Source organism: Phytobacter cepae, from assembly GCF_054165735.1.
The window spans coordinates 3,717,723-3,741,237 of the sequence record NZ_CM135107.1 but is presented as its reverse complement, the minus strand read 5'-3'; the positions used below and the strand labels follow the sequence as shown (position 1 = coordinate 3,741,237).

General features: G+C 55.4%; 21 protein-coding genes. 15 read left to right on the top strand and 6 right to left on the bottom strand.

Annotated features, from left to right (window positions below):
• Positions 1–31 precede the first annotated feature (31 nt).
• Positions 32–838, bottom strand: a complete 807-nt coding sequence (locus ACUY4Q_RS17595) for an AraC family transcriptional regulator (RefSeq protein ID WP_458043996.1) — start codon at positions 836–838, stop codon at positions 32–34.
• 103 nt (positions 839–941) lie between these two features.
• Between ACUY4Q_RS17595 and ACUY4Q_RS17590 the strand changes: the two genes are divergently transcribed.
• Complete coding sequence (locus ACUY4Q_RS17590) at positions 942–1,658, top strand: type 1 glutamine amidotransferase (RefSeq protein ID WP_458043995.1); 717 nt, start codon at positions 942–944, stop codon at positions 1,656–1,658.
• Between the two features lie 16 nt (positions 1,659–1,674).
• Here the strand turns inward: ACUY4Q_RS17590 and ACUY4Q_RS17585 are convergent, their stop codons facing one another.
• Positions 1,675–2,688, bottom strand: coding sequence for a malate/lactate/ureidoglycolate dehydrogenase (locus ACUY4Q_RS17585; protein ID WP_458047380.1), 1,014 nt, complete (start codon positions 2,686–2,688; stop codon positions 1,675–1,677).
• Between the two features lie 380 nt (positions 2,689–3,068).
• On the opposite strand from ACUY4Q_RS17585, the gene ACUY4Q_RS17580 reads away from it, so the two are divergent.
• The 8 genes from ACUY4Q_RS17580 (at position 3,069) to ACUY4Q_RS17545 (ending at position 12,629) form a co-directional block, all read left to right on the top strand.
• Positions 3,069–4,064: an ABC transporter substrate-binding protein gene (locus ACUY4Q_RS17580; RefSeq protein ID WP_458047379.1), complete on the top strand. Its 996-nt coding sequence runs from the start codon at positions 3,069–3,071 to the stop codon at positions 4,062–4,064.
• A 21-nt stretch (positions 4,065–4,085) separates the two neighbouring features.
• Positions 4,086–4,928 (top strand): ABC transporter ATP-binding protein, encoded by an 843-nt coding sequence (locus tag ACUY4Q_RS17575; protein WP_458043994.1) that lies wholly within the window; start codon positions 4,086–4,088, stop codon positions 4,926–4,928.
• On the top strand, positions 4,900–5,766 hold the full coding sequence (locus tag ACUY4Q_RS17570) for an ABC transporter permease (RefSeq protein ID WP_458043993.1): 867 nt from the start codon (positions 4,900–4,902) through the stop codon (positions 5,764–5,766). The genes ACUY4Q_RS17575 and ACUY4Q_RS17570 overlap by 29 nt, the downstream gene beginning before the upstream one ends.
• Positions 5,767–6,150: 384 nt before the next feature.
• Positions 6,151–7,236, top strand: a complete 1,086-nt coding sequence (locus tag ACUY4Q_RS17565) for a YncE family protein (protein WP_458043992.1) — start codon at positions 6,151–6,153, stop codon at positions 7,234–7,236.
• A 50-nt stretch (positions 7,237–7,286) separates the two neighbouring features.
• A complete protein-coding gene (locus ACUY4Q_RS17560) occupies positions 7,287–9,485 on the top strand; it encodes a TonB-dependent receptor (protein WP_458043991.1) in 2,199 nt (732 codons plus the stop codon).
• 283 nt (positions 9,486–9,768) lie between these two features.
• The gene (locus tag ACUY4Q_RS17555; protein ID WP_458043990.1) at positions 9,769–11,958 is read left to right on the top strand and encodes a TonB-dependent siderophore receptor; all 2,190 of its coding nucleotides are present in this window, start codon (positions 9,769–9,771) and stop codon (positions 11,956–11,958) included.
• A 120-nt stretch (positions 11,959–12,078) separates the two neighbouring features.
• A complete protein-coding gene (locus ACUY4Q_RS17550) occupies positions 12,079–12,318 on the top strand; it encodes a type II toxin-antitoxin system CcdA family antitoxin (RefSeq protein WP_458043989.1) in 240 nt (79 codons plus the stop codon).
• 2 nt (positions 12,319–12,320) lie between these two features.
• Positions 12,321–12,629, top strand: a complete 309-nt coding sequence (locus ACUY4Q_RS17545) for a CcdB family protein (RefSeq protein WP_458043988.1) — start codon at positions 12,321–12,323, stop codon at positions 12,627–12,629.
• A gap of 12 nt (positions 12,630–12,641) precedes the next feature.
• On the opposite strand, the gene ACUY4Q_RS17540 is transcribed toward ACUY4Q_RS17545, so the two are convergent.
• From ACUY4Q_RS17540 to ACUY4Q_RS17530, 3 genes are all read right to left on the bottom strand, one after another.
• Entirely contained in the window at positions 12,642–13,109 is a 468-nt protein-coding gene (locus ACUY4Q_RS17540) for a helix-turn-helix domain-containing protein (protein ID WP_458043987.1), read from the bottom strand.
• A 165-nt stretch (positions 13,110–13,274) separates the two neighbouring features.
• A complete protein-coding gene (locus ACUY4Q_RS17535) occupies positions 13,275–13,604 on the bottom strand; it encodes a hypothetical protein (RefSeq protein WP_458043986.1) in 330 nt (109 codons plus the stop codon).
• Positions 13,605–13,671: 67 nt separating this feature from the next.
• On the bottom strand, positions 13,672–14,214 hold the full coding sequence (locus tag ACUY4Q_RS17530; protein ID WP_458043985.1) for a hypothetical protein: 543 nt from the start codon (positions 14,212–14,214) through the stop codon (positions 13,672–13,674).
• 220 nt (positions 14,215–14,434) lie between these two features.
• On the opposite strand from ACUY4Q_RS17530, the gene pheP reads away from it, so the two are divergent.
• The 6 genes from pheP (at position 14,435) to ACUY4Q_RS17500 (ending at position 22,062) form a co-directional block, all read left to right on the top strand.
• Positions 14,435–15,823, top strand: a complete 1,389-nt coding sequence (gene pheP, locus ACUY4Q_RS17525; protein ID WP_458047378.1) for a phenylalanine transporter — start codon at positions 14,435–14,437, stop codon at positions 15,821–15,823.
• Between the two features lie 169 nt (positions 15,824–15,992).
• Positions 15,993–17,231, top strand: coding sequence for an MFS transporter (locus ACUY4Q_RS17520; protein ID WP_458043984.1), 1,239 nt, complete (start codon positions 15,993–15,995; stop codon positions 17,229–17,231).
• A 14-nt stretch (positions 17,232–17,245) separates the two neighbouring features.
• Positions 17,246–18,310 carry a sugar phosphate isomerase/epimerase family protein gene (locus ACUY4Q_RS17515; RefSeq protein WP_458043983.1) on the top strand — a complete coding sequence of 355 codons (1,065 nt, stop codon included), beginning with the start codon at positions 17,246–17,248 and terminating at the stop codon, positions 18,308–18,310.
• On the top strand, positions 18,307–19,455 hold the full coding sequence (locus tag ACUY4Q_RS17510) for a Gfo/Idh/MocA family protein (RefSeq protein WP_458043982.1): 1,149 nt from the start codon (positions 18,307–18,309) through the stop codon (positions 19,453–19,455). Before ACUY4Q_RS17515 ends, ACUY4Q_RS17510 begins: the two co-directional genes overlap by 4 nt.
• A 567-nt stretch (positions 19,456–20,022) precedes the next feature.
• Positions 20,023–21,003, top strand: a complete 981-nt coding sequence (locus tag ACUY4Q_RS17505) for a LacI family DNA-binding transcriptional regulator (RefSeq protein WP_458043981.1) — start codon at positions 20,023–20,025, stop codon at positions 21,001–21,003.
• A gap of 189 nt (positions 21,004–21,192) precedes the next feature.
• Positions 21,193–22,062 (top strand): DMT family transporter, encoded by an 870-nt coding sequence (locus tag ACUY4Q_RS17500; protein ID WP_458043980.1) that lies wholly within the window; start codon positions 21,193–21,195, stop codon positions 22,060–22,062.
• A gap of 6 nt (positions 22,063–22,068) precedes the next feature.
• Here ACUY4Q_RS17500 and ACUY4Q_RS17495 read toward each other — a convergent pair whose 3' ends face one another.
• Positions 22,069–23,490 carry an MFS transporter gene (locus ACUY4Q_RS17495; protein WP_458043979.1) on the bottom strand — a complete coding sequence of 474 codons (1,422 nt, stop codon included), beginning with the start codon at positions 23,488–23,490 and terminating at the stop codon, positions 22,069–22,071.
• Positions 23,491–23,515: the final 25 nt, after the last annotated feature.

Sequence of the window (23,515 nt, the reverse complement as noted above, 5' to 3'; positions counted from 1 at the left end):
ACCCGCTAACCCGTCCGCAGGCCGCGCATCGTTAAGAGGAGGCCGGTGTAATAAGGCCTGCGGACGACGGCAAAAAATGGCGTGGCGTTAAACCCAGAATGGAACGGAAAGCGGCGGTAAAGGCAGCCGGGCATGAGAAACCCAACTGGTAAGCCACCTGCTTGATGGGGATCCCATTGGCGAGGAGATCCAATGATGCGCAAATCCTGGCTCTTTGCTTCCAGTTTCTGAAGCTAAAGCCCGTATCCTTAATAAACAGGCGTGAAAACGTGCGCTCAGACATTGAGGCAATAAACGCCAAATCACTGAGGGAGGCTTCCCAGCGATGGCCGACCAGCAGCTCTCTGGCGGCACAAAATAAGCGCTCATCTTTCGGCATCGGCAGCTCCGCCGCTAAAGGAGACGCTTCACTGAGTATCTCCAGCAGTAACAAGGCCATTTTTCGTTGATTCGCTCCTCTGTACTCCGCACTGAATAACCCGGCTATCAGCTCCTTCACCAGGGCAGTCGCGTGGATGACGTGGACCTGGTCACTCTTCGTGAAGTTTGTACATTCAGCCATCAGGCTGGTGCTGAAATAGACGGCCCGCAGGTCTGTTTGTGACAACAGGGTGTAACTGTGGATGTGAAGAGGCGGTAGCCACAAGGCACGCTGGGGAGGGATGACCCAGCGGTGGCCCTCTGTTTCAACCAGCATTACGCCCTTGGTTGCAAAGAGCAATTGCCCTTCAATATGATGATGCTCCGGGTCAGTGTCCCCGCGCTGATAGCGCAAAGCGGTACTTGACCAACCTGTTGCGTCATCATGCCTTGGCGCTTTATCTATACTACCTGGCATTTCAGATTTAGCTCCTGCCCTTATGATAGCGAAATCGACCTCCCCGGAGTTGGCCTGGCGGGAGGGGATGCAGTCAACATCACATTGACAGGAGCCTATCGTAATGCGAGTTCACTTTATCGTACATGAAAGTTTTGAAGCCCCAGGCGCGTATGAAACATGGGCAAGAACGCGGGGGCATGAGGTCACTTTTTCCCGCGTTTATGCCGGTGAGAAACTGCCAGAAGAGGTCAAGGGCATTGACCTGTTAGTCATTATGGGCGGGCCGCAGGATCCGGCTGTTACCGTTGAGGAATGCGCGCATTTTGATGCAAAAGGAGAGCAGGCCGTCATTGCTTCTGCAATCAACGCCGGCAAAGCTGTCATCGGAGTTTGCTTGGGCGCGCAGTTAGTTGGCGAAGCGCTCGGCGCGCCGTTTGCCCATAGCCCGGAGAAGGAGATAGGTAAATTCGTCATTACCCTGACAGACGCGGGAAAGAAAAACGAACTGTTCGCCCATTTTGGGCAGGGGCTTGAAGTAGGGCACTGGCATAACGACATGCCCGGTCTTACGGCTGACGCGAAAATCATCGCCTTCAGTGAAGGTTGTCCGCGTCAGATTGTGGCCTACTCAGAACAGGTTTATGGATTCCAGTGTCATATGGAGCTCACTCCAGACGTAGTTGAACAGCTTATCGCCCATTCAGAGAAGGATTTGAGCCGTGCTGCACACTACCGCTTTGTTAACACCCCGGAAGTGCTTCGTGCGCATGATTACAGCGAAATGAACGCAGCATTGTTCACTTTTTTGGATAAACTGCAGGCCGCCTGCGCGCATTAACCGGGGCAAGCGGACATCACTGCGTCAGCGCCTCGAACTGTTGCCAGCTTACTTCGTCTACATAAATTCCCTCTACCACGCGCTGCTCGTACGCGCGGGCTTCCGGCTCGCCGGGCAGCATCACATCGCGACCCTCTTGTCCGTGGTGCACCCAATCAAGTTGCGCCAGCACTTCGCGGGCATACGCTTCTCCTGCCCCCAGGCGAGTGGGGTCGATAATGATCGACAACATATTATTGATGATCCCAGGCCGTGGCTGAATCTGATGACTCTCCGTTTCGCCGCCGCTCAGCGCCGCCCCCAACAGGCTGCAAATCAGCGACAGTCCGGCCCCTTTATGACCGCCGAAGGCCAGCAGTGCGCCACGTGGTTCTTCCATTAACCAGCGGGGTTCCGTGGTGGGGTTCCCCTCAGCATCCACCGCGCACCCTTCGGGAATAGGACGGCCTTCGTTCCAGGCTATACGCGCCTTATTGCCGGCAATGGCGCTGGTGGCGAAATCGAGAATCACCGGCCTGCGCCCCGCAACCGGTACTCCTACGCAGAAGGGATTGGTGCCCAGGCGTGGATGACGGCCATCAAAAGGCAACACCGCAGACGGTGCCGCCACGTTGGCAAAATGAATCGACACCAGTCCGGCATCCGCCACCTGTTCCGCCCAGGCGCCGATGCGCCCGAGATGGTGGGAGTCGGCAAGCGTGATAACCGCCACGCCAAACTGCTGTGCACGCGCAATGCCTGCGTCCATCGCCTTCTGTCCCAACACCTGGCCGAATCCGTGCTCACCATTAAACGCAAGCAAGGGGCCAGCATCACGCACTACACGCAGTTGCGCAGTGGGGTTCAGGTCTCCGGCCAGAATGGCATCAATATAGCGGGGCAGTAGAGTAACGCCGTGCGAGTCATGGCCTTTCAGGGAAGCCTCGACCAGATTGTTAGCGACCAGACGCGCACTTTCCGCCGGGGTATTCACACGCACAAGATGCTGCTCCAATAAGGTGCGTAATTGCTGGTGGGATAATAAGGGCATCATTAATCTCAATAAAATAAAGGATATTTATAGCCTATCCCATTAGGCTATTTTATTTGTCAGTTTGAACCCGGGCAGTGCTCGAATTCCTCACGTACTACGTGTACGCTCCGGTTTCTCCGCGCTGTCCGTGTTCAAACTGCCTGCAACAATTACGCCTGGTGGGATAGGCTCTTAGAGGACTATAACGAGGATGCTTTTTTCACATAACCATAAAAATTGATATTGCTTTGCCAGTTTTTGATTAAGCCTGCAAAGAAGAATGCATAGTGAATATTCGGCAAAGCATAGCGAATAAAATCATTTCCTTTTTCTGTGCCGCGCGGCCAATCATTTTGCCCATATTGACCGCATACTTTTGGGATAATGAGATGAATAAAATGAAAAGGGTTGCCAGCGCCATGCTTGCCGTCGCGCTGAGCGGCCTTAGCACGGCTGCACTGGCGGAAGGGAAAATCAGTATTGCACAGCAGTTTGGTATTGGTTATTTAATTCTTGATGTGGTGCGTGACCAGCAGCTTATTGAGAAAGAAGGCAAGAAAGAGGGGATCGATATTGAGGTCGACTGGCGCACGATTTCCGGGGCAACAGGCATGAACGAAGCCCTGCTTTCCGGCGCGCTGGACGTGGCATCCGCAGGCGTGCCGCCGCTGCTGACCTTGTGGGACCGCACCAAAGATAAACAGAACGTGAAGGCCATTGCCTCATTAGGCTCAATGCCCAACTATCTTTTAAGCAATAATCCTGACGTAAAAACTATCAAAGATCTGACCGATAAAGACAGAATTGCGGTGCCTGCTGCTGGGGTCGGTTTCCAGTCACGCACATTGCAAATCGAAACGGCCAAACTATATGGCAACAACGATTTTAAACGTTTTGATAAAATAAGCGTCAGCTTGCCCCACCCTGATGCCAGCGCAGCATTAATTGCCGGCGGTTCGGAAATAAGCACCCATTTTTCCAGCCCGCCGTTCCAGTATCAGGCGCTGGAACACAGCAACGTTCATAAAATATTGAGTTCTTATGATGTATTAGGCGGTCAGGCAACCTTTAACGTGCTTTATACCACGCAGAAATTCCACGATGAAAATCCAAAAACCTACAAAGCGTTTTATCGTGCCCTGGGTGAAGCGGCAAAAATCATTAATGCAGATAAAAATGCGGCGGCTGAAACCTATATTCGGGTCGAGAAATCCCGGCTGCCTTTACCGCTGGTACAAAAAATCGTTAACGATCCGGAAATCAGCTTCACCATTTCCCCGGAAAGAACCGGTGTGTATGCCGAAAAACTCCATGAGCTGGGCGTGTTGAAAAACAAAGCCGCATCCTGGAAAGATTACTTCTTTAGCGAAGCGTGGGAAAACCCAGGCAGTTAGGCCGTGATACGGGAGAGACTGATGGCACAAGCAACCACCGACGGGCCGCTTTTACAGGTCAGAAACGTTGATATTGAATACCGTACCCGTGAGCGTCAGGTACGGGCCACCCATGATGTGAGCTTTGATGTCTGGCCGGGGGACCGTTTCATTCTGCTGGGGCCATCGGGATGCGGTAAATCCAGCCTGCTGAAAGCGGCAGGGGGCTTCCTTGCGCCGCACAGTGGCGAGATGCTGCTGGAAGGGCAGGTGATTCGTACGCCCGGACCAGAGCGCATGATGGTCTTCCAGGAGTTCGATCAGCTTCCTCCGTGGAAGACGGTGCTGGAGAACGTCATGTTTCCGCTGCTGGCGAGCCGCAAAGCGAACAAAGCGGAAGCACGCGAAACGGCTTTGCACTTTCTGCATAAAGTCGGGTTAACCGAGTTTGCCAACGTCATGCCGCACACGCTCTCCGGTGGCATGAAACAGCGCGTGGCGATTGCCCGTGCGCTGGCCATGAAACCGCGCATTCTGTTGATGGATGAACCCTTTGCCGCGCTTGATGCGCTCACTCGCCGCACCATGCAGGAAGAGCTACTGGCGCTGTGGGAAGAAGAGCGTTTTACGCTGCTGTTTGTCACCCACTCTATTGAAGAGGCGCTGGTGGTCGGCAGCCGCATTCTGGTGCTTTCACCCCATCCGGGCCGGGTACGGGCCGAGCTGAACTGCCACCAGTATTCGCTGGATGATTACGGCAGCGAGGCGTTTCAGCACGCTGCCCGCCACATTCATGATTTATTGTTCCCGACGACGGCGACTGAACCGCGTCCTGAGCAGAAAAAGGAGCGGGCCTATGTCGCAGCCACCCTACATTCGTCCTGAGTTTGAGCGCGAGCTGCCCCCGTTACGCGACCTCGCCGTTGAAACCCCGCTGCCAGTAGGCCAGCGTATCTGGAACCAGACGTGGTTGCGCAAATCACTGATTTTAGTACTGGTACTGGCGCTATGGGAACTGGGGGCGCGAATTGCACAAAACGATTTGATGCTGCCGGGCGTCGTGCAGACGCTGCATGCGCTGGTGGAGGATATGCGCAACGGTGAGCTTCCGCATAAGGTCATCAACTCTTTCAGCACGCTGCTCAAAGGTTATGTGATAGGTAGCGTTCTGGCGCTGGGGGCGAGCGCGCTGGCGGTCACCACCCAGTTTGGCCGCGACCTGCTTAGCACCCTGACGGCAATGTTTAACCCACTCCCCGCTATCGCACTTTTGCCGCTGGCACTGCTGTGGTTTGGTCTGGGCAACATCAGTCTGGTATTCGTGCTGGTGCATTCGGTGATGTGGCCGATTGCGCTGAATACCTGGTCGGGTTTTAGCAGCGTGCCAGAAACCCTGCGCATGGCTGGACGCAATTATGGGCTCAGTGGCCCACGCTATGTCCTCACCATTTTGATCCCGGCCTCATTGCCTGCGATCCTCTCAGGGTTAAAGATCGGCTGGGCTTTTGCATGGCGTACGCTGATCGCCGCCGAACTGGTATTTGGCGCATCCAGCGGTGAAGGGGGGCTTGGCTGGTACATTTTCCAGAATCGTAACGAGCTTTTCACCGACCGCGTCTTTGCGGGGCTGGTGACGGTGATTGCGATTGGCCTGTTGGTAGAGGGCGTGGTGTTTGCCACACTGGAAAGAATCACCATTCGCCGCTGGGGGATGCAGCGTTAGCAGGCAGGTCGCGCTTACCTGTAACGCACCGGCGGTGCAAGAACAGCTAATTTTTTGTTCAAAACGCTGGGTTTTCTGCGAGGATTATGTGCAGATGCCCGGCGCTTTTTATTTTCGGTCCTCCATTTCACTTTTCTAAAAATCCTGTCGCGTAATAACGCTTGATTGACCATAAAGAATGCGTATAGTTCTCATTCTCTTTAGTGTTATCGGGGCAAGCAGGAGAGATTCACCCGTATAAAGTGGGCTTCAAGGCGCACAGGGAACACTGAACAGGAGTGGCGAGCGCACCGGGTCTACATCCCGCCAATAACAACGTTCACGTCACCTGCGTGATGCGCTTTTCGCCTGCCTTTTTGACGTTACTGGTAAAGGATCCTCCCGATGAAAATGAAAACCTCCGCCCTGGCACTCATGGCTGCCATGATGCTGGCTGGCTGTACGGCTCAGTCTGCGCATCAGGCTAAAAATGATGCCCACGTGCAGAAACCTGCGGCCGCAGAAACGGCGGTCAACGTACAAAAACGAGACCTGGCAAGCGGCCTGTATGAAATGGCGCTGAGTCCGAAAGGGGACGCGTTGTATGTGGCGAGCGCGGAAGGCTTCAAAGATGTGCAGGGCGGGATGATTTATAAACTCGATCCGACCAGCCTGAAAACCCTGGGCGCCACGCACACCGACCTGAAAAACTTCGGCATGGTCATCTCTGAAGATGGCAAAACCGTTTATGTGACCAACTCGCTAGACGGCGGCGTCAGTGCGGTCGACACCGCGAGCGGTAAAGTCCTCAACCGTGTGCTGTTCCCGGAACGCAATAAAGAAGGGTTCCCGTTCGGTGCGCGGGAAATCCTGCTGCACAACGGCCTCCTTTACATTGGCGCGGTCGGCGATCCCGCGCTGGTATGGGTGGTGGACGCCACAACCATGAAACTGAAAACGCGCATCAAAAATGCAGGCAAGTGGGTCACCGGTCTGCACTGGTCTGAACAAACCCAGCGCATTTATGTCGCCAACGGCGGCGGTGAAATCCTGGTGGTCAACCCGCGCAACAACCGTATTGAACAGCGTTGGCAGCCGCTGGGCGACAAACCAGCGCTGCTGCTGAACATCGCCGAAGACAAAGAGACGGGCCGTCTGTTTGTGACCGAAAACTCCAAAGCCAAAACCACGCTGGTGCTGGATATTCATACCGGCAGCATCATCAAAGCGCTGCCTGGCGACGCGCTGGCAGTGAAATTCAATCCAACGCGCCATGAGATTTACCTCACTCAGCGTGAGTCCGGCAAGCTGCTGAGCCTGGATGCGACCTCTTATGCCGTGAAGAAAAGCTGGGATCTGAAGCCGCATCCGAACAGCCTGCTGCTCTCTGCTGATGGGCAGACGTTGTACGTGACCGTGAAGCAGTCCTTTAATAAAGATCACTCCACCAATGGGCCTGACAGCCTGGTGCGTATCCCGCTGAATCAATAAAAAATCTGGCCCGGAAACGGGCCCTCTTTTGTTTCAACCACGAGTTAATCATGAACGTTAAGACATACACCCCTTTGCGCAAGACCTTACTCGCGCTGGCAATAGGTGCAGCCACGCACTCCGCGACCGCTGCCACCACGGACGCCAACAGCAAACCCTCACCGGACGACACCATTGTTGTGCAGGCAACACCTGCAAGCGATTTTAAAGCCGGTGGCGATGCGCTGGTCCCCGCTTATCTCGATGGACAGGTGGCGCACGGTGGCCGTCTGGGCATGATGGGTGAGCAAAAAGCCATGGATGTGCCGTTTAACGTTATCGGCTACACCGCAAAACTGGTTCAGGATCAGCAGGCGAAGACCGTTGCGGATGTGGTCAGCAATGACGCCGGAGTGCAGACTGTTCAGGGCTACGGCAACTTTGCCGAAACCTATCGCATCCGTGGCTTTAATCTGAACGGCGATGACATGCTACTGAGTGGCCTGCCGGGAGTGTTACCGCGTCAGGTGGTCGATACGCAGATGATTGAGCGTGTGGAAGTGTTTAAAGGGGCTAATGCCCTGCTAAACGGTGCGGCATCAAGCGGCGTCGGCGGGATGATTAACCTTGAACCAAAACATGCTGAAGAGACGCCGGTGACGCGCGTGGGTGTGGATTACGGCACCCGGTCTCAGGTCGGAGGAACTCTGGACGTCGGGCGTCGCTTTGGCGATAGCAACCAGTTTGGTGCCCGCGTTAACCTGGTGCATCGCGAAGGTGAAGCGGCAGCCGAGGACGATAAACGTCGCACGACCCTGGCGTCACTGGGCCTGGATTACCGCGGCGATCGCCTGCGGTCCTCACTGGATGTGGGTTATCAGAAAAAAACCTTCCATGGCGGTTCCACCGGGCTGAATATCAGCGGCGTGGACTTCATTCCTGATGTCCCCGACCCGCGCAAAAACTTCGCCCAGAAATGGGGCTACAGCAATATTGAAAACGAATTCGGGATGGCGCGCGCAGAGTACGATCTGACGGATAGCTGGACGGCGTACACGGCATATGGCGCCCAGCACGCGCATGAAGAGGGCATTTACAGTACACCGAAGCTGCTCAACAAAGAGGGCGATGCCACCGCCGGGCGGCTGGATACCAACCGCATCATGGACTCATCCAGTGGCATGGGCGGCGTGCGCGGTCGCTTTGATACCGGCGTTGTCTCGCATGACGTTAACGTGGGGTATTCTGCAAACATCAAGCGCGATAAAACCGCGTGGCGGATGGCAGGAAAGGGGGCATCGGTCAATATTTACGACAATGACGATGTCTCTATTCCAACCAATACGCTTTTTGGCGGCAACTATCACGACCCGCTCACCACCAGTCGCACCCGCACCCAGGGCTGGCTCTTCAGCGACACCCTCGGGGTGCTGGATGACAGCCTGCTCTTTACCGCCGCTGCCCGTTACCAGAAGGTATGGGTACGCAACTACAGCAATGCCACGGGCGCAGAAACGACCTCTTCTCGCTACACCGAAGACCGCTGGATGCCGACCTTTGGCGTGGTCTACAAACCGCTGGAAAGCGTCTCACTGTACGCCAACCATACCGAGGCGCTGCAACCGGGCAGCACCGCACCGCGAGGCGCAGCGAACCAGTTCGAGGCCACCGGGATTGCCCACTCCAAACAGAATGAAGTGGGTGTGAAGACCGATTTCGGACGCGTGGGCGGCACGCTGGCGCTGTTTGAAATCAAAAAGCCGACCGCCATTCAGAACAGCGACACCAATATTTACGCGCTCGATGGTGAGCAGCGTAACCGGGGCATTGAGCTGAACGTCTTCGGTGAGCCAATGCTCGGCCTGCGTCTGAACGGTAGCGCCACCTGGCTTGACGCTGAACTGACCAAAACGCAGAACGGTGTGAATAAAGGCAACAAGCCGATTGGTGTGGCCAACTTCTACGCTGTCGTTGGCGCGGAGTACGATATCAAACCGGTTGACGGTCTGACGGCGACCGCACGCGTGAACCACACCGGTTCGCAGTACGCTAATAACGCCAACACCAAGAAACTGGACAGCTACACCACCCTCGATCTGGGCATGCGTTATCGTATGCGTCTGAATCAGCAGCAGAATGAGATGGTCTGGCGCGTCGGTATGGACAACGTCACCAATGAGAAATACTGGGCCAGCGTCGAAGACAACGGTTCTTATATCTTCCAGGGGGAGCCTCGAACCCTGAAAGTCTCGATGAGTTACGACTTCTAAGTTCTACGCCGTTTTGCAGTCCACTTGATGCGTTGGGCAAGGATGCCCGACCACACCTCTTTTACTGCTTTTCCTCGCTCATTTACCTTCCTCTTGCCGATGATTTTTTCGGCAGTGTGGCGAAGCCTTAAGCGAAATTCTCTGTCAGGTTAAGTAAAAGTGTGGAGATTTGAAGGAGATTTTCGCAAGAAAAATGAAGTTCCTTCTTCACAATATGAAGATGTAATGCAAATCATTATCATGCTCATTCTCGAAATATGACATAAAAATGGAGAAGCGTGACATGGTGGTAAATCCTATTTTCAGGAAACGTCCTCTGGTGTGGGTACTGGCCTCCTGTCTGAGTGCTGGCGCGTCTGCCGCTGAGACAACGCCCGGATCAGATGAAGACGAAATCCTGGTGCAGGCTACGGCGGAGCAGGAGTTAAAGCAGCAGCCCGGCGTGTCTATTATCACCGCCGAAGACATCAAAAAAGAGCCGCCGGTCAACGACCTTTCCCAGATCATCCGTAAAATGCCAGGCGTCAACCTCACCGGTAACAGCGCCACCGGTAACCGTGGCAATAACCGTCAGATCGACATCCGTGGGATGGGGCCAGAAAACACCTTGATCATGGTGGATGGCGTGCCGGTGACCTCACGTAACGCAGTGCGCTATAGCTGGCGTGGTGAACGCGATACCCGTGGCGACAGCAACTGGGTGCCGCCTGAACTGGTGGAGCGCATTGAAGTGATTCGCGGCCCGGCCGCAGCACGCTACGGTTCGGGTGCCGCAGGCGGGGTGGTGAACATCATCACCAAACGACCGACCAATGACTGGCACGGCGCGCTCTCTCTTTACACCAACCAACCTGAAAACGACAAAGAGGGGGCCACCCGACGCGCCAATGTTGACTTAAGCGGTCCGCTGGCCGGTGACGCCTTGACCATGCGCCTGTACGGCAACATCAACAAAACCGATGCTGATGATGCCGATATCAACCAGGCGCAAAATGGCTCTTATGCTGCCGGGCGCGAAGGTGTGCGTAACAAAGACATCAACGGCCAGCTCTCCTGGAAAATTACCCCCACGCAGATTGTCGACCTCGATTATGGCTACAGCCGCCAGGGCAATATCTATGCGGGGGATACGCAATACAGTAATGGCAATCTGAGCCCGAACGGCCTGGTCTCCTCGCTCTACGGTGAAGAGACTAACCGTATGTACCGTCAGAACTATGGCCTGACCTGGAACGGCATCTGGGACTGGGGTCAGTCCAAAGCGGGGGTTTACTACGAGAAGACCAACAATACCCGTCTGCAGGAAGGATCTACCGGGCGCGTGGAAGGCATGATCAACAGCGACACCTTTGATACCAGTCGGCTGGAAACCTGGCGCGGCACCGGGGAAATCAGCCTGCCGCTGACCCTGTGGGTCCCCAATATGCTGACCCTGGGCGCCGAGTGGGAAAGTGAAAAACTCGACGATCCGGCGTCGATGTCTGCGACCTCAGCGGCTGATGGGGTGATCAACGGCATTTCCGGCGATCCGGCCGGGCGCAGCAGCAAGAACAGTGCAGAGACCTCCGCCTTCTATATTGAAGACAATATTGAGGCTTTCGCAGGCACCTTTGTCATTCCGGGCCTGCGCATGGACTACCACAATAAATTTGGCACCAACTGGAGTCCGTCGCTCAACCTTTCCCAGGACCTGGGCGAGATGTTCAAACTGAAAGCCGGTATTGCCCGGGCCTATAAAGCGCCGAACCTCTATCAGTCCAGCGAGGGTTACCTGCTGGCGACGCGTGGTAATGGCTGCCCGAACAGCATTGAGAGCGGCAGTTGCTACCTGCTGGGTAACCCGGACCTTGATCCGGAGATCAGCATCAATAAAGAGGTAGGTCTGGAGTTCAATCACGCAGGCTTTGTGGCCGGTATTACTTACTTCCGCAACGACTATAAGAACAAGATTGTCTCCGGCACACACGTTCTGGGTGTGACCGCTAATAGTTACAACATACTACAATGGGAGAACGGTGGGAAAGCGGTGGTTGAGGGGCTGGAAGCCAACCTGAGCGTACCGGTGATTGAAGACACCCTGACCTGGCGCACCAACGGGACGTACATGATTGAATCGAAGAATAAAGAGACCGGTAACCCGCTGTCGATTATTCCCGAATATACCGTCAACACCATGCTGGACTGGCAGGCCACGGACAAGCTCTCAGCCAACGTCAACTGGACGATGTATGGCCGCCAGAAGCCGCGTGAATATGTGGAGTCGCGTACGGACGTCACCTCGATGTCGTCGAAAGAGGTGGGGTCGTACTCCATCGTTGGCGTTGGGGCGAACTATCAGTTGAGTAAAAACCTGCGTCTTAACGGCGGGATTTCCAACCTGTTTGATAAGCGTCTCTACCGTGAAAACGACGGTGCATCCACTTATAACGAACCGGGCCGCGCGTACTACGCAGGCGTCACTATGTCTTTCTAAACCCACGGGCTGACACTCCGGCAGCATGCCGGGGTGTTTTTTCTTGTGACGGATTGCCGTTTCACCTATGGTTGCGGATAATAACATGTGTATTAGACACGTGTAATTTCAGGAGTGAGCATGCCATCAACAGGTATTCGACATAAAAAGACGGTCAGTGTGACGCTGGAACCGATGCTTTTGCAGCAGGCGCGTGACGCGGGGCTTAACCTTTCTTCTCTGCTGGCTGACGCCGTACAAAAGGAGATCCGCTTGCTGGAAACGGAAACCTGGCAGCGCGAAAATCGTTTAGGCATTCAGGCGCTCAATCGTATCACCGACGAACAGGGACTTTTTTCTGACGATTACAGGACGTTTTAACGATGCAATATGTGGTTTATCGTAATAAAGGGAACAGTGCGGCCTACCCCTACTTGCTTGACGTGCAGAGTGACATCATCGGTGAACTGCATACGCGGATGGTAATCCCGCTGTATCCATTAACTAAATTCACCGCCGACCCGGTGCTTCGACTGACGCCTGTTCTGGATATTGAGGGCGAAGAGTATCTGATTATGACGCATGAGATGGCAAGCGTGCGTCAGTCACAATTGGGGGCGGAAGTGGCGGATGTCCGTCATCACCGACAACGTGTAAAAGACGCACTTGATTTTCTGCTGGACGGTTTTTAAGCCAGTACTGCCTTACTTACGCAGCAATTTTTGCAGCCGTTTCTTTTGCCAGTCGGCAATCAGCGTGGCAAAGATAAAAATACGCAGCCCACGCAGCAGAATCAGCGCGCCCCAGATGGCGGCGACCCACAGTGACCAGTCGCTTTGTGGTGAGGTGGTGCGATTGAGCAAATACAGCAATGCGCAGACAATCACTGCTGTCAGCAGGCTGCGCCAGAAGCGACTCTCAGCGTTAACCTTCTCTCGTGCGGCAATAATGCGCTGATCCACGGCCTCGTCAGATTCACTGTCACCGTTTCCGGAAAGCTCTGTGACGCTCACCTCAAACACCGCGGCTAACGCACTCAGCGTTTCCAGACTGGGCTGTTCCTGATTCTCAATGCGTTGCACCGTGCGAACGCTGATAGCGGCCATTTCGGCCAGTTGCTCCTGTGACCAGGCGCGGGCAAGGCGGTAGGCTTTAACTCTGTTGGTACTCATGTTGGTCTCTCCGTTTTGAACAGGATCATAGCGTCGCTCAAATCGTGAAACAGCAACACGACACGGACCCGACAGCAGGCTGACACGGACCTGACAGCGCGACTGGCGCGGCTAAGCGCCAGAATTGGCCTGCACAAAATGACCGTCTCCCTGCGACCAATAACGTTACTGCTCGTCAGCCTCCAGCGTACCGCCAAACAGACGCAGGGTGTTGAGATCGTCAATAGAATAACGTTTTGAAACCCATTGTCTGGCAAACTCCTCCACCCCAAAGGCTTCATGATTAATACCATTGATGGGCGTGATGCTGCCATTAAAAAGCTCAACCTGATAGTTAGGTCTCACACCCGTCCCGGATAAACCAATACGCAGGAAAATTTTCTTATCATCTTCCGGCTGTTTTTTCACTTTCGCCAGCATGCGTGCTGCACTTTTCATCTTTTCAAAATGATCTAATGGAATATCACGAAAATTGCCGTCCCAGTCTTTGCGCACTCTCTCTTCCTCTTTTTATTTTTACTATCAGTTAATTAATCTGCTAATGGCTACTGGTGCCGACGTGCTAGGCCCGGATAATAATTTCGATACACTCTTCGGAGACTTCATATTTTTGGGCCAGCAGCTTTTTTGCCTGCTGGATGGTAATGCCGCTCAGGTCGGGTTCTGACGCTGGCGCTTCGACAACGTTGGGCGGTGCAATTTCAACCGCAGGCATCTTATTGAAAGTCAGCTTGTCTTCTTGAATACCCAACGCTTTTAAAGAGGAGTAGGCCACCGGGTTTCTGGCGCCATCCCACATATCGGGAATGGCAACACGGGCATATTCACTGACCTGAATAAGCCACTTCTTCGGGCGCGTACCGTCCCAGGTTGGGGAAGGGACGATGTCAGCGATTTTGCCAATGAAGAAGGCATTTTTATGCGGGTCGGAGGCATCCCCCCAGTCATTATGCTGGTTATCCGCAGGGTCCCGATTCTGAACGCAGACCACGTACTTACACCCTCTCGCACGCTTTTCGCTGAGTACCCAGGCTTGAGACCCCCCCTCTTTGAGCATTCTTTCAAAACCCCGGGCGGTATACACAACGATGGCTGAATCTGTCATTTCATCCTCACGATTTATTAAAAGTATGGTGAAAGTATATAAATAAAAAATAGAATGTCAATAACATCTATAAAAAGTATTAAAATCTATCCTGACTATCCTTCAGGCCTGGATGACGAGCGCTGCGCAGAGAGACTGGGAGGCTATTTCCCTGGCCTTGCTACACCCTGCCGTAAGTGTTAAAAGGTGCGGCTTCATGACAACAAGAAAGGGGAAAGACGTGAAAAACGCGTCAATGGCATCTGAGCACTCCGCAGATGCCGCGTCGGAAACAGGGCCGACGCTGCAACGAGGACTTAAAAACCGCCACATTCAATTAATCGCCCTTGGCGGCGCGATTGGCACCGGATTGTTTCTCGGCATTGGTCCGGCAATCCAGATGGCGGGACCAGCGGTGCTGCTGGGCTACGGTGTCGCAGGCATTATTGCCTTCTTAATTATGCGTCAGCTCGGTGAGATGGTCGTCGAAGAGCCGGTGTCCGGGTCGTTTGCCCACTTCGCCTTTAAATACTGGGGGCCGTTTGCCGGATTCCTCTCTGGCTGGAACTACTGGGCCATGTTTGTGCTGGTGGGGATGGCGGAGCTGACCGCTGCCGGGATTTATATGCAGTACTGGTTCCCGGACGTGCCGACGTGGATTTGGGCCGCAACCTTCTTCATTATCATCAATGCCGTGAATCTGGTGAACGTGCGCCTGTACGGCGAAACCGAATTCTGGTTTGCGCTGATCAAAGTCCTCGCCATTATCGGTATGATCGGCTTTGGCCTGTGGATGCTGTTTAGCGGCAACGGCGGGGAGAAAGCCAGTGTCGAGAACCTCTGGCGTTTTGATGGTTTCTTTGCCACCGGCTGGAACGGGCTGGTGCTGTCGCTGGCGGTAATCATGTTCTCCTTTGGCGGACTGGAGCTTATTGGGATTACTGCAGCCGAAGCCAGCGATCCGCATAAATCAATTCCGAAAGCGGTTAACCAGGTGGTTTATCGCATTCTCCTCTTTTATATCGGTTCACTGGTGGTGCTGCTGACGCTCTACCCGTGGGTTGATATCAAGGCCGACAGCAGCCCGTTTGTGATGATTTTCCACGATCTGAACAGCAACCTGGTGGCATCGGCGCTGAACTTTGTCATTCTGGTGGCGTCATTGTCGGTCTACAACAGTGGTGTTTACTCCAACAGCCGCATGCTGTTTGGCCTGTCAGTGCAGGGGAATGCGCCCGCATTTTTAACCCGCGTCAGCCGTCGCGGTGTCCCGGTGAATTCGTTGTTCCTCTCCGGGGCAATCACGTCTCTGGTGGTGCTGGTGAACTATCTGCTGCCTAAAGAGGCCTTTGGTCTACTGATGGCGCTGGTGGTCGCAACACTGCTGCTGAACTGGATCATGATCTCGCTGGCGCACCTGAAATTCCGTGCCGCGATGCGTCGTAAAGGCCGTGATACGCTCTTCAAGGCGCTGCTTTACCCGGCGGGCAACTACCTGTGCATCGCTTTTATGCTGATGATCCTGGCGCTGATGTGCACCATGGACGGGATGCGTACCTCGGCCATTCTGCTGCCGGTGTGGATCGTGTTCCTGTTTATTGCGTTCACCCTCTCTCGTCGTAAAGCGTAACGCGCTGACCTTGCGTCCCGCTGGTTCCGGCGGGACGGTATTCCAGTAAAAATTTATCGTGACCGATCTCCCACTCTTATTTCATCAAACAGGAAAATTATTTTGTAATCGATTACTTTTCATTTGAGTTCATTTGTAATCGATTACTTTTTAAGGGTGAGGCAAAAAAATGGTGTCAACAACCGAAAGTAGTGGAAACAGAGTAGTGCACCGGCTGCTGGTCCCCCGGCTGTCGTTGATGATGTTTTTACAGTTCTTTATCTGGGGAAGCTGGTCGGTCACCTTAGGTCTGGTGATGACGCAGCACAACATGTCGCTGTTAATTGGTGATGCCTTCTCAGCGGGGCCTATCGCCTCGATTCTGTCGCCGTTCGTCCTCGGGATGCTGGTGGATCGCTTCTTTGCTTCGCAAAAAGTGATGGCAGTGATGCATCTGGCGGGGGCGGCAATCCTGCTGTTTGTGCCGCAGGCGCTGGTGGCGGAAAACGGCTCGCTGCTGATTGCACTGCTGTTCGGCTACACGCTGTGCTACATGCCTACGCTGGCACTGACCAACAACATTGCGTTCCATAGCTTATCGAATATCGACAAAACCTTCCCGGTGGTGCGCGTGTTTGGCACCATCGGCTGGATTGTGGCAGGCATCTTTATTGGGGTCACCGGGATCGCGTCCAGCGTCACCATCTTCCAGGTGGCAGCGGCGTGTTCCGTTCTGCTGGCGATCTACAGCCTGACGCTGCCTCATACGCCAGCCCCGGCAAAAGGGCAGCCGGTGGCGTTGCGCGACCTGTTCTGTGCCGACGCCTTTGCACTGCTCAAAACCCGCCACTTCTTCGTCTTCTCGCTGTGCGCCATGTTGATTTCGGTGCCGCTGGGCACCTATTACGCTTACACCGCTTCCTACCTTGCGGATGCCGGCGTCGCCGATGTCAGTACCGCCATGTCGTTTGGTCAGATGTCTGAAATCTTCTTTATGCTGGTCATTCCGCTGCTGTTCCGCCGTCTGGGCGTGAAGTACATGCTGCTTATCGGCATGCTCGCCTGGTTTGTGCGTTATGCCTTCTTTGCCCTTGGCGTCAGTGAAGAGGGGCGCTTCCTGCTCTATCTCGGCATTTTGCTGCACGGCGTCTGCTACGACTTCTTCTTCGTGGTGGGCTTTATCTACACCGATCGCGTGGCCGGGGAAAAAGTTAAAGGCCAGGCGCAGAGCATGATTGTGATGTTTACCTACGGTATCGGCATGCTGCTGGGCTCGCAGATTTCCGGCGCGCTCTACAACCGCATCGTGGCGGGTCAGGCTGTCCCGCAGGCGTGGGTCACCTTCTGGTGGATACCGGCCGTCGCGGCTGCCGTTATCGCACTGATTTTCCTTTTCTCGTTCAAATATAACGACCGCGAGCACGCATAGTGTTGGGAGATGTGATGAAAACCATTCAGGGGCCGGGTATTTTCCTGGCGCAATTTATCAGTGGGCAACCACCGTTCAACTCGCTGGCCGGGCTGGCGGGTTGGGCATCCGGGCTGGGGTATAAAGCACTGCAAATTCCCTGTAATCATCCGGCAATTTTTGATGTTGTGCGCGCCGCGCAAAGCCAGACCTATTGCGATGAAGTGACGGGGCTGTTGGCAGAACATGGACTGGTGATAAGCGAACTCTCTACCCATCTGGAAGGGCAGTTGATAGCGGTGCATCCGGCCTATGATGCGGCCTTTGATGGCTTTGCCCCTGAGGCGCTGCGCGGTAACCCGGCGGCGCGGCAGGCGTGGGCAGTGGAGAAAGTGAAGCAGGCGGCGGTGGCGTCAAAAAACCTCGGCCTGAAGGCGCATGCGACCTTCTCCGGGGCGCTGGCCTGGCCCTATCTTTACCCGTGGCCGCCGCATAATGCGCTGTTGCTTGAAGAGGCTTTTGACGAGCTGGCCCGCCGCTGGCTGCCGGTGCTTAACCACTTTGACGAGCAAGGCGTGGATCTCTGCTTTGAGATTCACCCAGGTGAAGACCTGCATGACGGCGTCACCTTCGAGCGTTTCCTGGCGAAGGTCGACCACCATCCACGCTGCAACATTCTCTATGACCCCAGCCATCTGCATTTGCAGCAGCTTGATTATCTGGCGTTTATTGACATCTATCATTCACGCATTAAAGCGTTCCACGTCAAAGATGCGGAGTACCGGGCGAACGGGCGCAGTGGTGTCTACGGCGGTTATCAGAACTGGGGCGACAGGCCAGGGCGTTTTCGTTCACCGGGAGACGGGCAGATCGACTTTGGCGCCGTGTTCAGCAAGCTCACCCAGTATGGCTTCGAAGGCTGGGCAGTGCTGGAGTGGGAGTGCTGCCTGAAATCAAGTGAAGAAGGGGCGCGCGAGGGCAGTGAATTTATTCGCCGCCACATTATTCCGGTCTCCGCCCATGCGTTTGACGATTTTGCTGCCGGTGCGGAAGACAGGGCGAGCGTGCGCAGGATGTTAGGTTTGGGAGAGGATGCATGATTCAGGTTGGGATTGTTGGCACCGGGTTTATTGGCCCGGCGCATATTGAGGCCCTGCGTCGGCTGGGGTTTGTTGAGGTGGTGGCACTGTGCGATGCGTCGCTGGCAGATGCCACGCAAAAGGCGCGTGCGCTGGGGGTGCCACATGCCTACGGCAGCGTGGATGAACTTCTCGCCCATCCGGGGTTGCAGGTGGTGCATAACTGCACCCCTAACCACTTACATGCGGCGATTAACCGCCAGATTCTGCGTGCCGGAAAACACGTGTTTTCTGAAAAACCGCTCTGCATGACCTCAGACGAGGCCCGCGAGCTGGTCGCACTGGCAGAAGAGGCAGGCGTGGTGCACGGCGTCAGCTTTGTCTATCGCCAGTTTGCAATGGTGCAGCAGGCCGCAAGCATGAACCGCAGCGGGAAAGTGGGGCGGCTGTTCTCTGTTTATGGCAGCTATTTGCAGGACTGGATGCAGCTTGAAACCGACTACAACTGGCGCGTGGATGCGGCCGTGGGGGGCGCATCCAGAGCCGTGGGGGACATCGGTTCCCACTGGTGCGATACCCTGCAATTTGTCACCGGGAAACGTATTACCCAGGTGATGGCGGATTTATCAATCGTCTGGCCGACCCGTAAGGTCAACCCGTCTGCCGCCACGTTTTCCTCAGCCAGCGCGAGTGAGGCCCGCGAAGATCGACCGGTCACGACCGAAGATGCGGCCTCAGTGTTAATTCGTTTTGAGGATGGCAGTAAAGGCTGTTTCAGCGTTTCGCAGGTGAGCGCAGGGCGTAAAAACCGCCTCAGTTTTGAGATAAATGGTAGTGAGTGCTCACTGGGTTGGGATCAGGAGATACCTCAGCAGCTGTGGATTGGGCATCGTCAGCAGCCGAACCAAACTCTCACCGATGACCCTGGCCTGATGTCCCCGGATGTCGCCGCCAGCGCCCACTTCCCCGGCGGTCATATCGAAGGCTGGCCGGACGCTTTCAAGAATATGATGCTTAATTTCTATTCAGCAGTAAAAGTCGGGAAGATGCCTGCGCGCGAGGAGGCCCGTTTTGCCTCGTTCCACGACGGCGCAAACGTGATGTTTATTATTGATGCGATTTTGCAGAGTCACGCTCAGCAAAAATGGGTAACGGTGGAATATTGAGATGGATGTGCCTGCGAGCACGGACGGTCCCCTCTCCCTTGAGGGCTGAGGGATGCCCAGTAATATTACGTTTTACAGCGATAATACTGCGTAATGGGAACACAACAGTTAAAGCGATGGCTGGGTCCGGCTGAAAATCGCTGAAGTGTATCCGTAAGGCCGGGGCGGCGCGCAGGGATGCGCGGCGAGGGCGACTTTACAGGGACGTTGCCTTCGCCCGTCCCCGATAAGCCTGGAGGCATACACTGAGGGCACCGCGCCAGCGGCGATTTTCCTGGCCGGGAGCCCGGGTCGCCAGGGTGGTGGCGGTGAGCCACCCTGGCACGTTCACGGGTTCTGTCGCTACAGAAAAGCAAGGAACATAAGGTGAACGGAATGACCACAAGAGCTGCATTTTCCCCTCACCCTGGCCTTCTCCCCAAAGAGGAGAGGGAACTGGAGTGACTCCGAATGAGCCTATCGCCCTAACCCCCACTCTCTCCCTAATAGCAAGGGAGTCCATCGTGCATGCCCTCCGGCAATGTGATAGCCTGCTAACTACCGCTAACCGCAGGAAATATCAACGTTATGTCCATTCAGAAAATCGCCAGGCTGGCTGGCGTATCCGTTGCCACGGTGTCACGCGTTCTCAACAACAGCGAATCCGTCAAAGAAAAAAACCGTGAACGTGTGTTGAAAGCCATAGCGGAGAGCAACTACCAACCCAACCTGCTGGCGCGTCAGCTTCGTACCGCCCGCAGCTCCATGATCCTCGTGCTGGTCTCAAATATTGCCAACCCCTTTTGTGCCGAAGTGGTGAAAGGCATTGAAGAGGAAGCTGAACAGAACGGCTTTCGCATCCTGCTTTGCAACTCGGGTTCTGATATGGAGCGTTCCCGCTCCGCGCTCAAACTTCTTTCGGGTAAAATCGTTGACGGCATTATCACCATGGATGCGTTTGCCCGACTGCCGGAGCTGACCACCCTGATTGGTCGCGCGCCCTGGGTGCAGTGTGCGGAGTATGCCGACGAAGGCGACGTCTCCTGCGTGGGCATTAATGACGTCGATGCAGCCCAGTGTGTGATTGAGCATCTGATTGCACGCGGATGCCAGCGCATTGCCCTCATCAACCACGATTTGAGCTACAAATATGCCCGCCTGCGCGAGCAGGGTTACACCCATGCCTTGCAGGAAAAACAGCGTACCTGGCAGGCCGTTGAATACGCGCAGGACCTGAGTTTCAGCGCCGGAAAAGCGGCGATGGAAAATTTGTTACGCGCGAACGAACGTCCTGACGCAGTGTTTGCGGTGTCCGACACCCTGGCCGCCGGGGCGTTGCTGGCGATTCACGAAGCCGGGTTATCCATGCCACAGGACATCGCTGTCGTCGGGTTTGATGGTACGGAGCTGGCAGAAATGGTCACGCCGCCGCTCAGTACCGTGCAACAACCGTCGCGGGAGATTGGTCGTCAGGCGGTAGGGTTGCTACTCAATAAAATCGACAACCCGGAAGCACCAGCCGAAAGAATCATGATGGACTGGCACTATATTTCTCGCGCCAGCGCCTAATCTACCCGTCATATTTCGGGCTACAGGTGTGTTGGCTACACTCGTTCACCCCCAGTCACTTACGGCAGTAAGTAACTGGGGGCCACTCACTTGCCGCCTTCCTGCAACCCGAACTATTTAGGGTATTATTAAGCCGATAATTTTTTGCCAGCGATCTTCGCTGGTTTTTTATGCTCAGGGAGCTTTGCCATGAACCGGCAACGACAAGCAGAACTCTTTCTCGTTTTAACCACGCTGATTGCCGCCTGCGGGTGGATTTTTTCCCGTGAAGCTATCTCCGGCATGCCGGTCTTTGCCTTTCTGGGGCTGCGCTTTTTAGGGGCGGCGCTGGTACTGCTGCCCTTTTGTCGCGGGCAGGCGATCCCCCGTGCTCAGCTTCGCCAGGTGGTGACGAGCGGTTTCTGGATGGCGACCAACATGTGTCTGTGGATCTGGTCCGTCTCCACCACGCCATCGCTGGGTGAGGGGGCATTTATCATGAGCCTCTCCATGCTTTTTGTGCCGCTGGTGGCCTGGGCAATGATGGGCGTCAGTCCGGCCCGCGCGTACTGGGAGTGTCTGCCGGTCGCCATTATCGGGCTGGCACTGTTGAGCTTGCACACCCCCATTGTGTTTCACCCGAGCCAGGGCTGGTTTCTGCTGACGGCGTTTGTCCAATCCATCTCGTTTTGCTACACCAGTCGCGTGGCGCGCGAGGTGCCGCTCATTCCACTCACCACCGTGCAACTGGCGGTGACAGGCGCGGTGGGGGTGCTCTTCTCGCTGCTGTTCGAACACTGGACCCAACCGTTTACCGCCTCGACTGCGATGTGGCTGGTCGCCAGTATTTTCATCGCCACCAGCCTGCGTTTTGGCCTGCAGATTCAGGGGCAAAAGTATGCCGCCGTCGCCAGCGCGGCATTGATTATGGTACTGGAGCCGCTGCTCACCGTGATTGCTGCCTCCCTCTGGTACAGCGAACGCCTGCCGCTGCAAAAAATCCTCGGCGGTGTACTGATTCTGCTGGCCCAACTGTGGTTCCGCTGGCGACTGGTGGCGAAACTGCCCTCAAAGGTCTGACGCCGTTCAGTTCGCCGGGCAGCGGGGAGCCAGTTGCTGTCGTGCGCCAATGGCCGCGACGGCCAGCAGGAGCATCATCACGGCTTCGGCAATCAGCATACCGGCCAGCGCCTCACTGTAATTTCCCTGCGTGCGGTTAAGTACGTGCATAAACAGTCCGCCTAACAGCGCCGGGCCCAGTCCCAGCGTTGCCTGTTGCAGGGTGCTCAGAATGGCACTGCCCGCCCCGGCGTCACCGGTGGTGATATCACGCATCCCGATGCGATAAAAACTGTTCACGATCAGCGCCTGACCGTAGCCGATAAGCGCAGTCGACGGGGCAAGATTTAGCGCACTCAGTTTTCCATGGGTGAGCCAGAGGGTGGCGAGTAACGCCATCAACCCGCTCATTTGAATGGCAATACCGCTCAGCAGAATAGAACGCATGCTGTGGCGGGCGATCAGTTTTGGCGCATACCAGGCGGAGGCGAAATAGGTCACGCCGAGCACCACAAAGCTGTTGCCGGACTGCCAGGGCGCCATGCCCACGCCCGCCTGTAACGTTAAGGCCATGCAGAACATAAAACCGGACCAGACCGTAAAGAACAGCAGGGCAATCAGCATGCCAAAGCGAATGCTATGCAGCTTCAGCAGGCGCGGTGGCATCAGCGGGTGCAGACCGCGTTTCTCCTGACGTAATGCCCCGGCGCGCATCCAGAGTCCGAGCGGAATAATCGCCAGCAGCGCCGCCTGGCTCTGCCACGGCCAGTGCATTTCCGGCCCCAGAGCGAGCGGAAATAACAGGCAGCATAACATCAGCGCCAGCGTAAACGTGCCCTGCCAGTCAATGCGGGTGCGGGTGTCACTGCGGGTTTCAGGTACGTAGCGCGGGCTTAATGCCAGCACCAGCAGGCTAATCGGCACGTTAATGAAGAAGGCGTTGCGCCAGCCGAGTCCGGCAATATCGGCTGAGACCAGCCAGCCGCCGCCCATCTGGCCGATAATAAAGGCCACGCCGCCGATGCCGCCGTAAAGGCTGATGGCGCGGGCATGGTCCGGGCCTTTTAAGGTCACATGCAAGGTGGCGAGAATCTGCGGCATGATCAGCGCAGCACTCATGCCCTGCAACGTGCGGGCAATCAGCAGGGCGGAGATAGAGTTCGCCAGCCCGCAAAGCAGTGACGCCAGACCAAACAGCGCCACTCCCCACATAAAGAGTTTACGACGACCAAAGTTATCCCCCAGTTTGCTGCCCATCGCGAGGCAGACGGCAAAGGCCACGCCGTAAAGCGCAACAATAAGCGCCAGTTGCGTTGTGGAGGTATGCAACGACAGGGTGATGGAGTCGAGGGCGACGTTGGTGATTGAGGTGTCAATCAGCGGCAACATCTGGCCGGTCAGCAGCAGTATCAGGGCCGCACGACCGGATGAAACAGCAGACGTATTCATGGTTACTCCATTGCGTCATTCATCA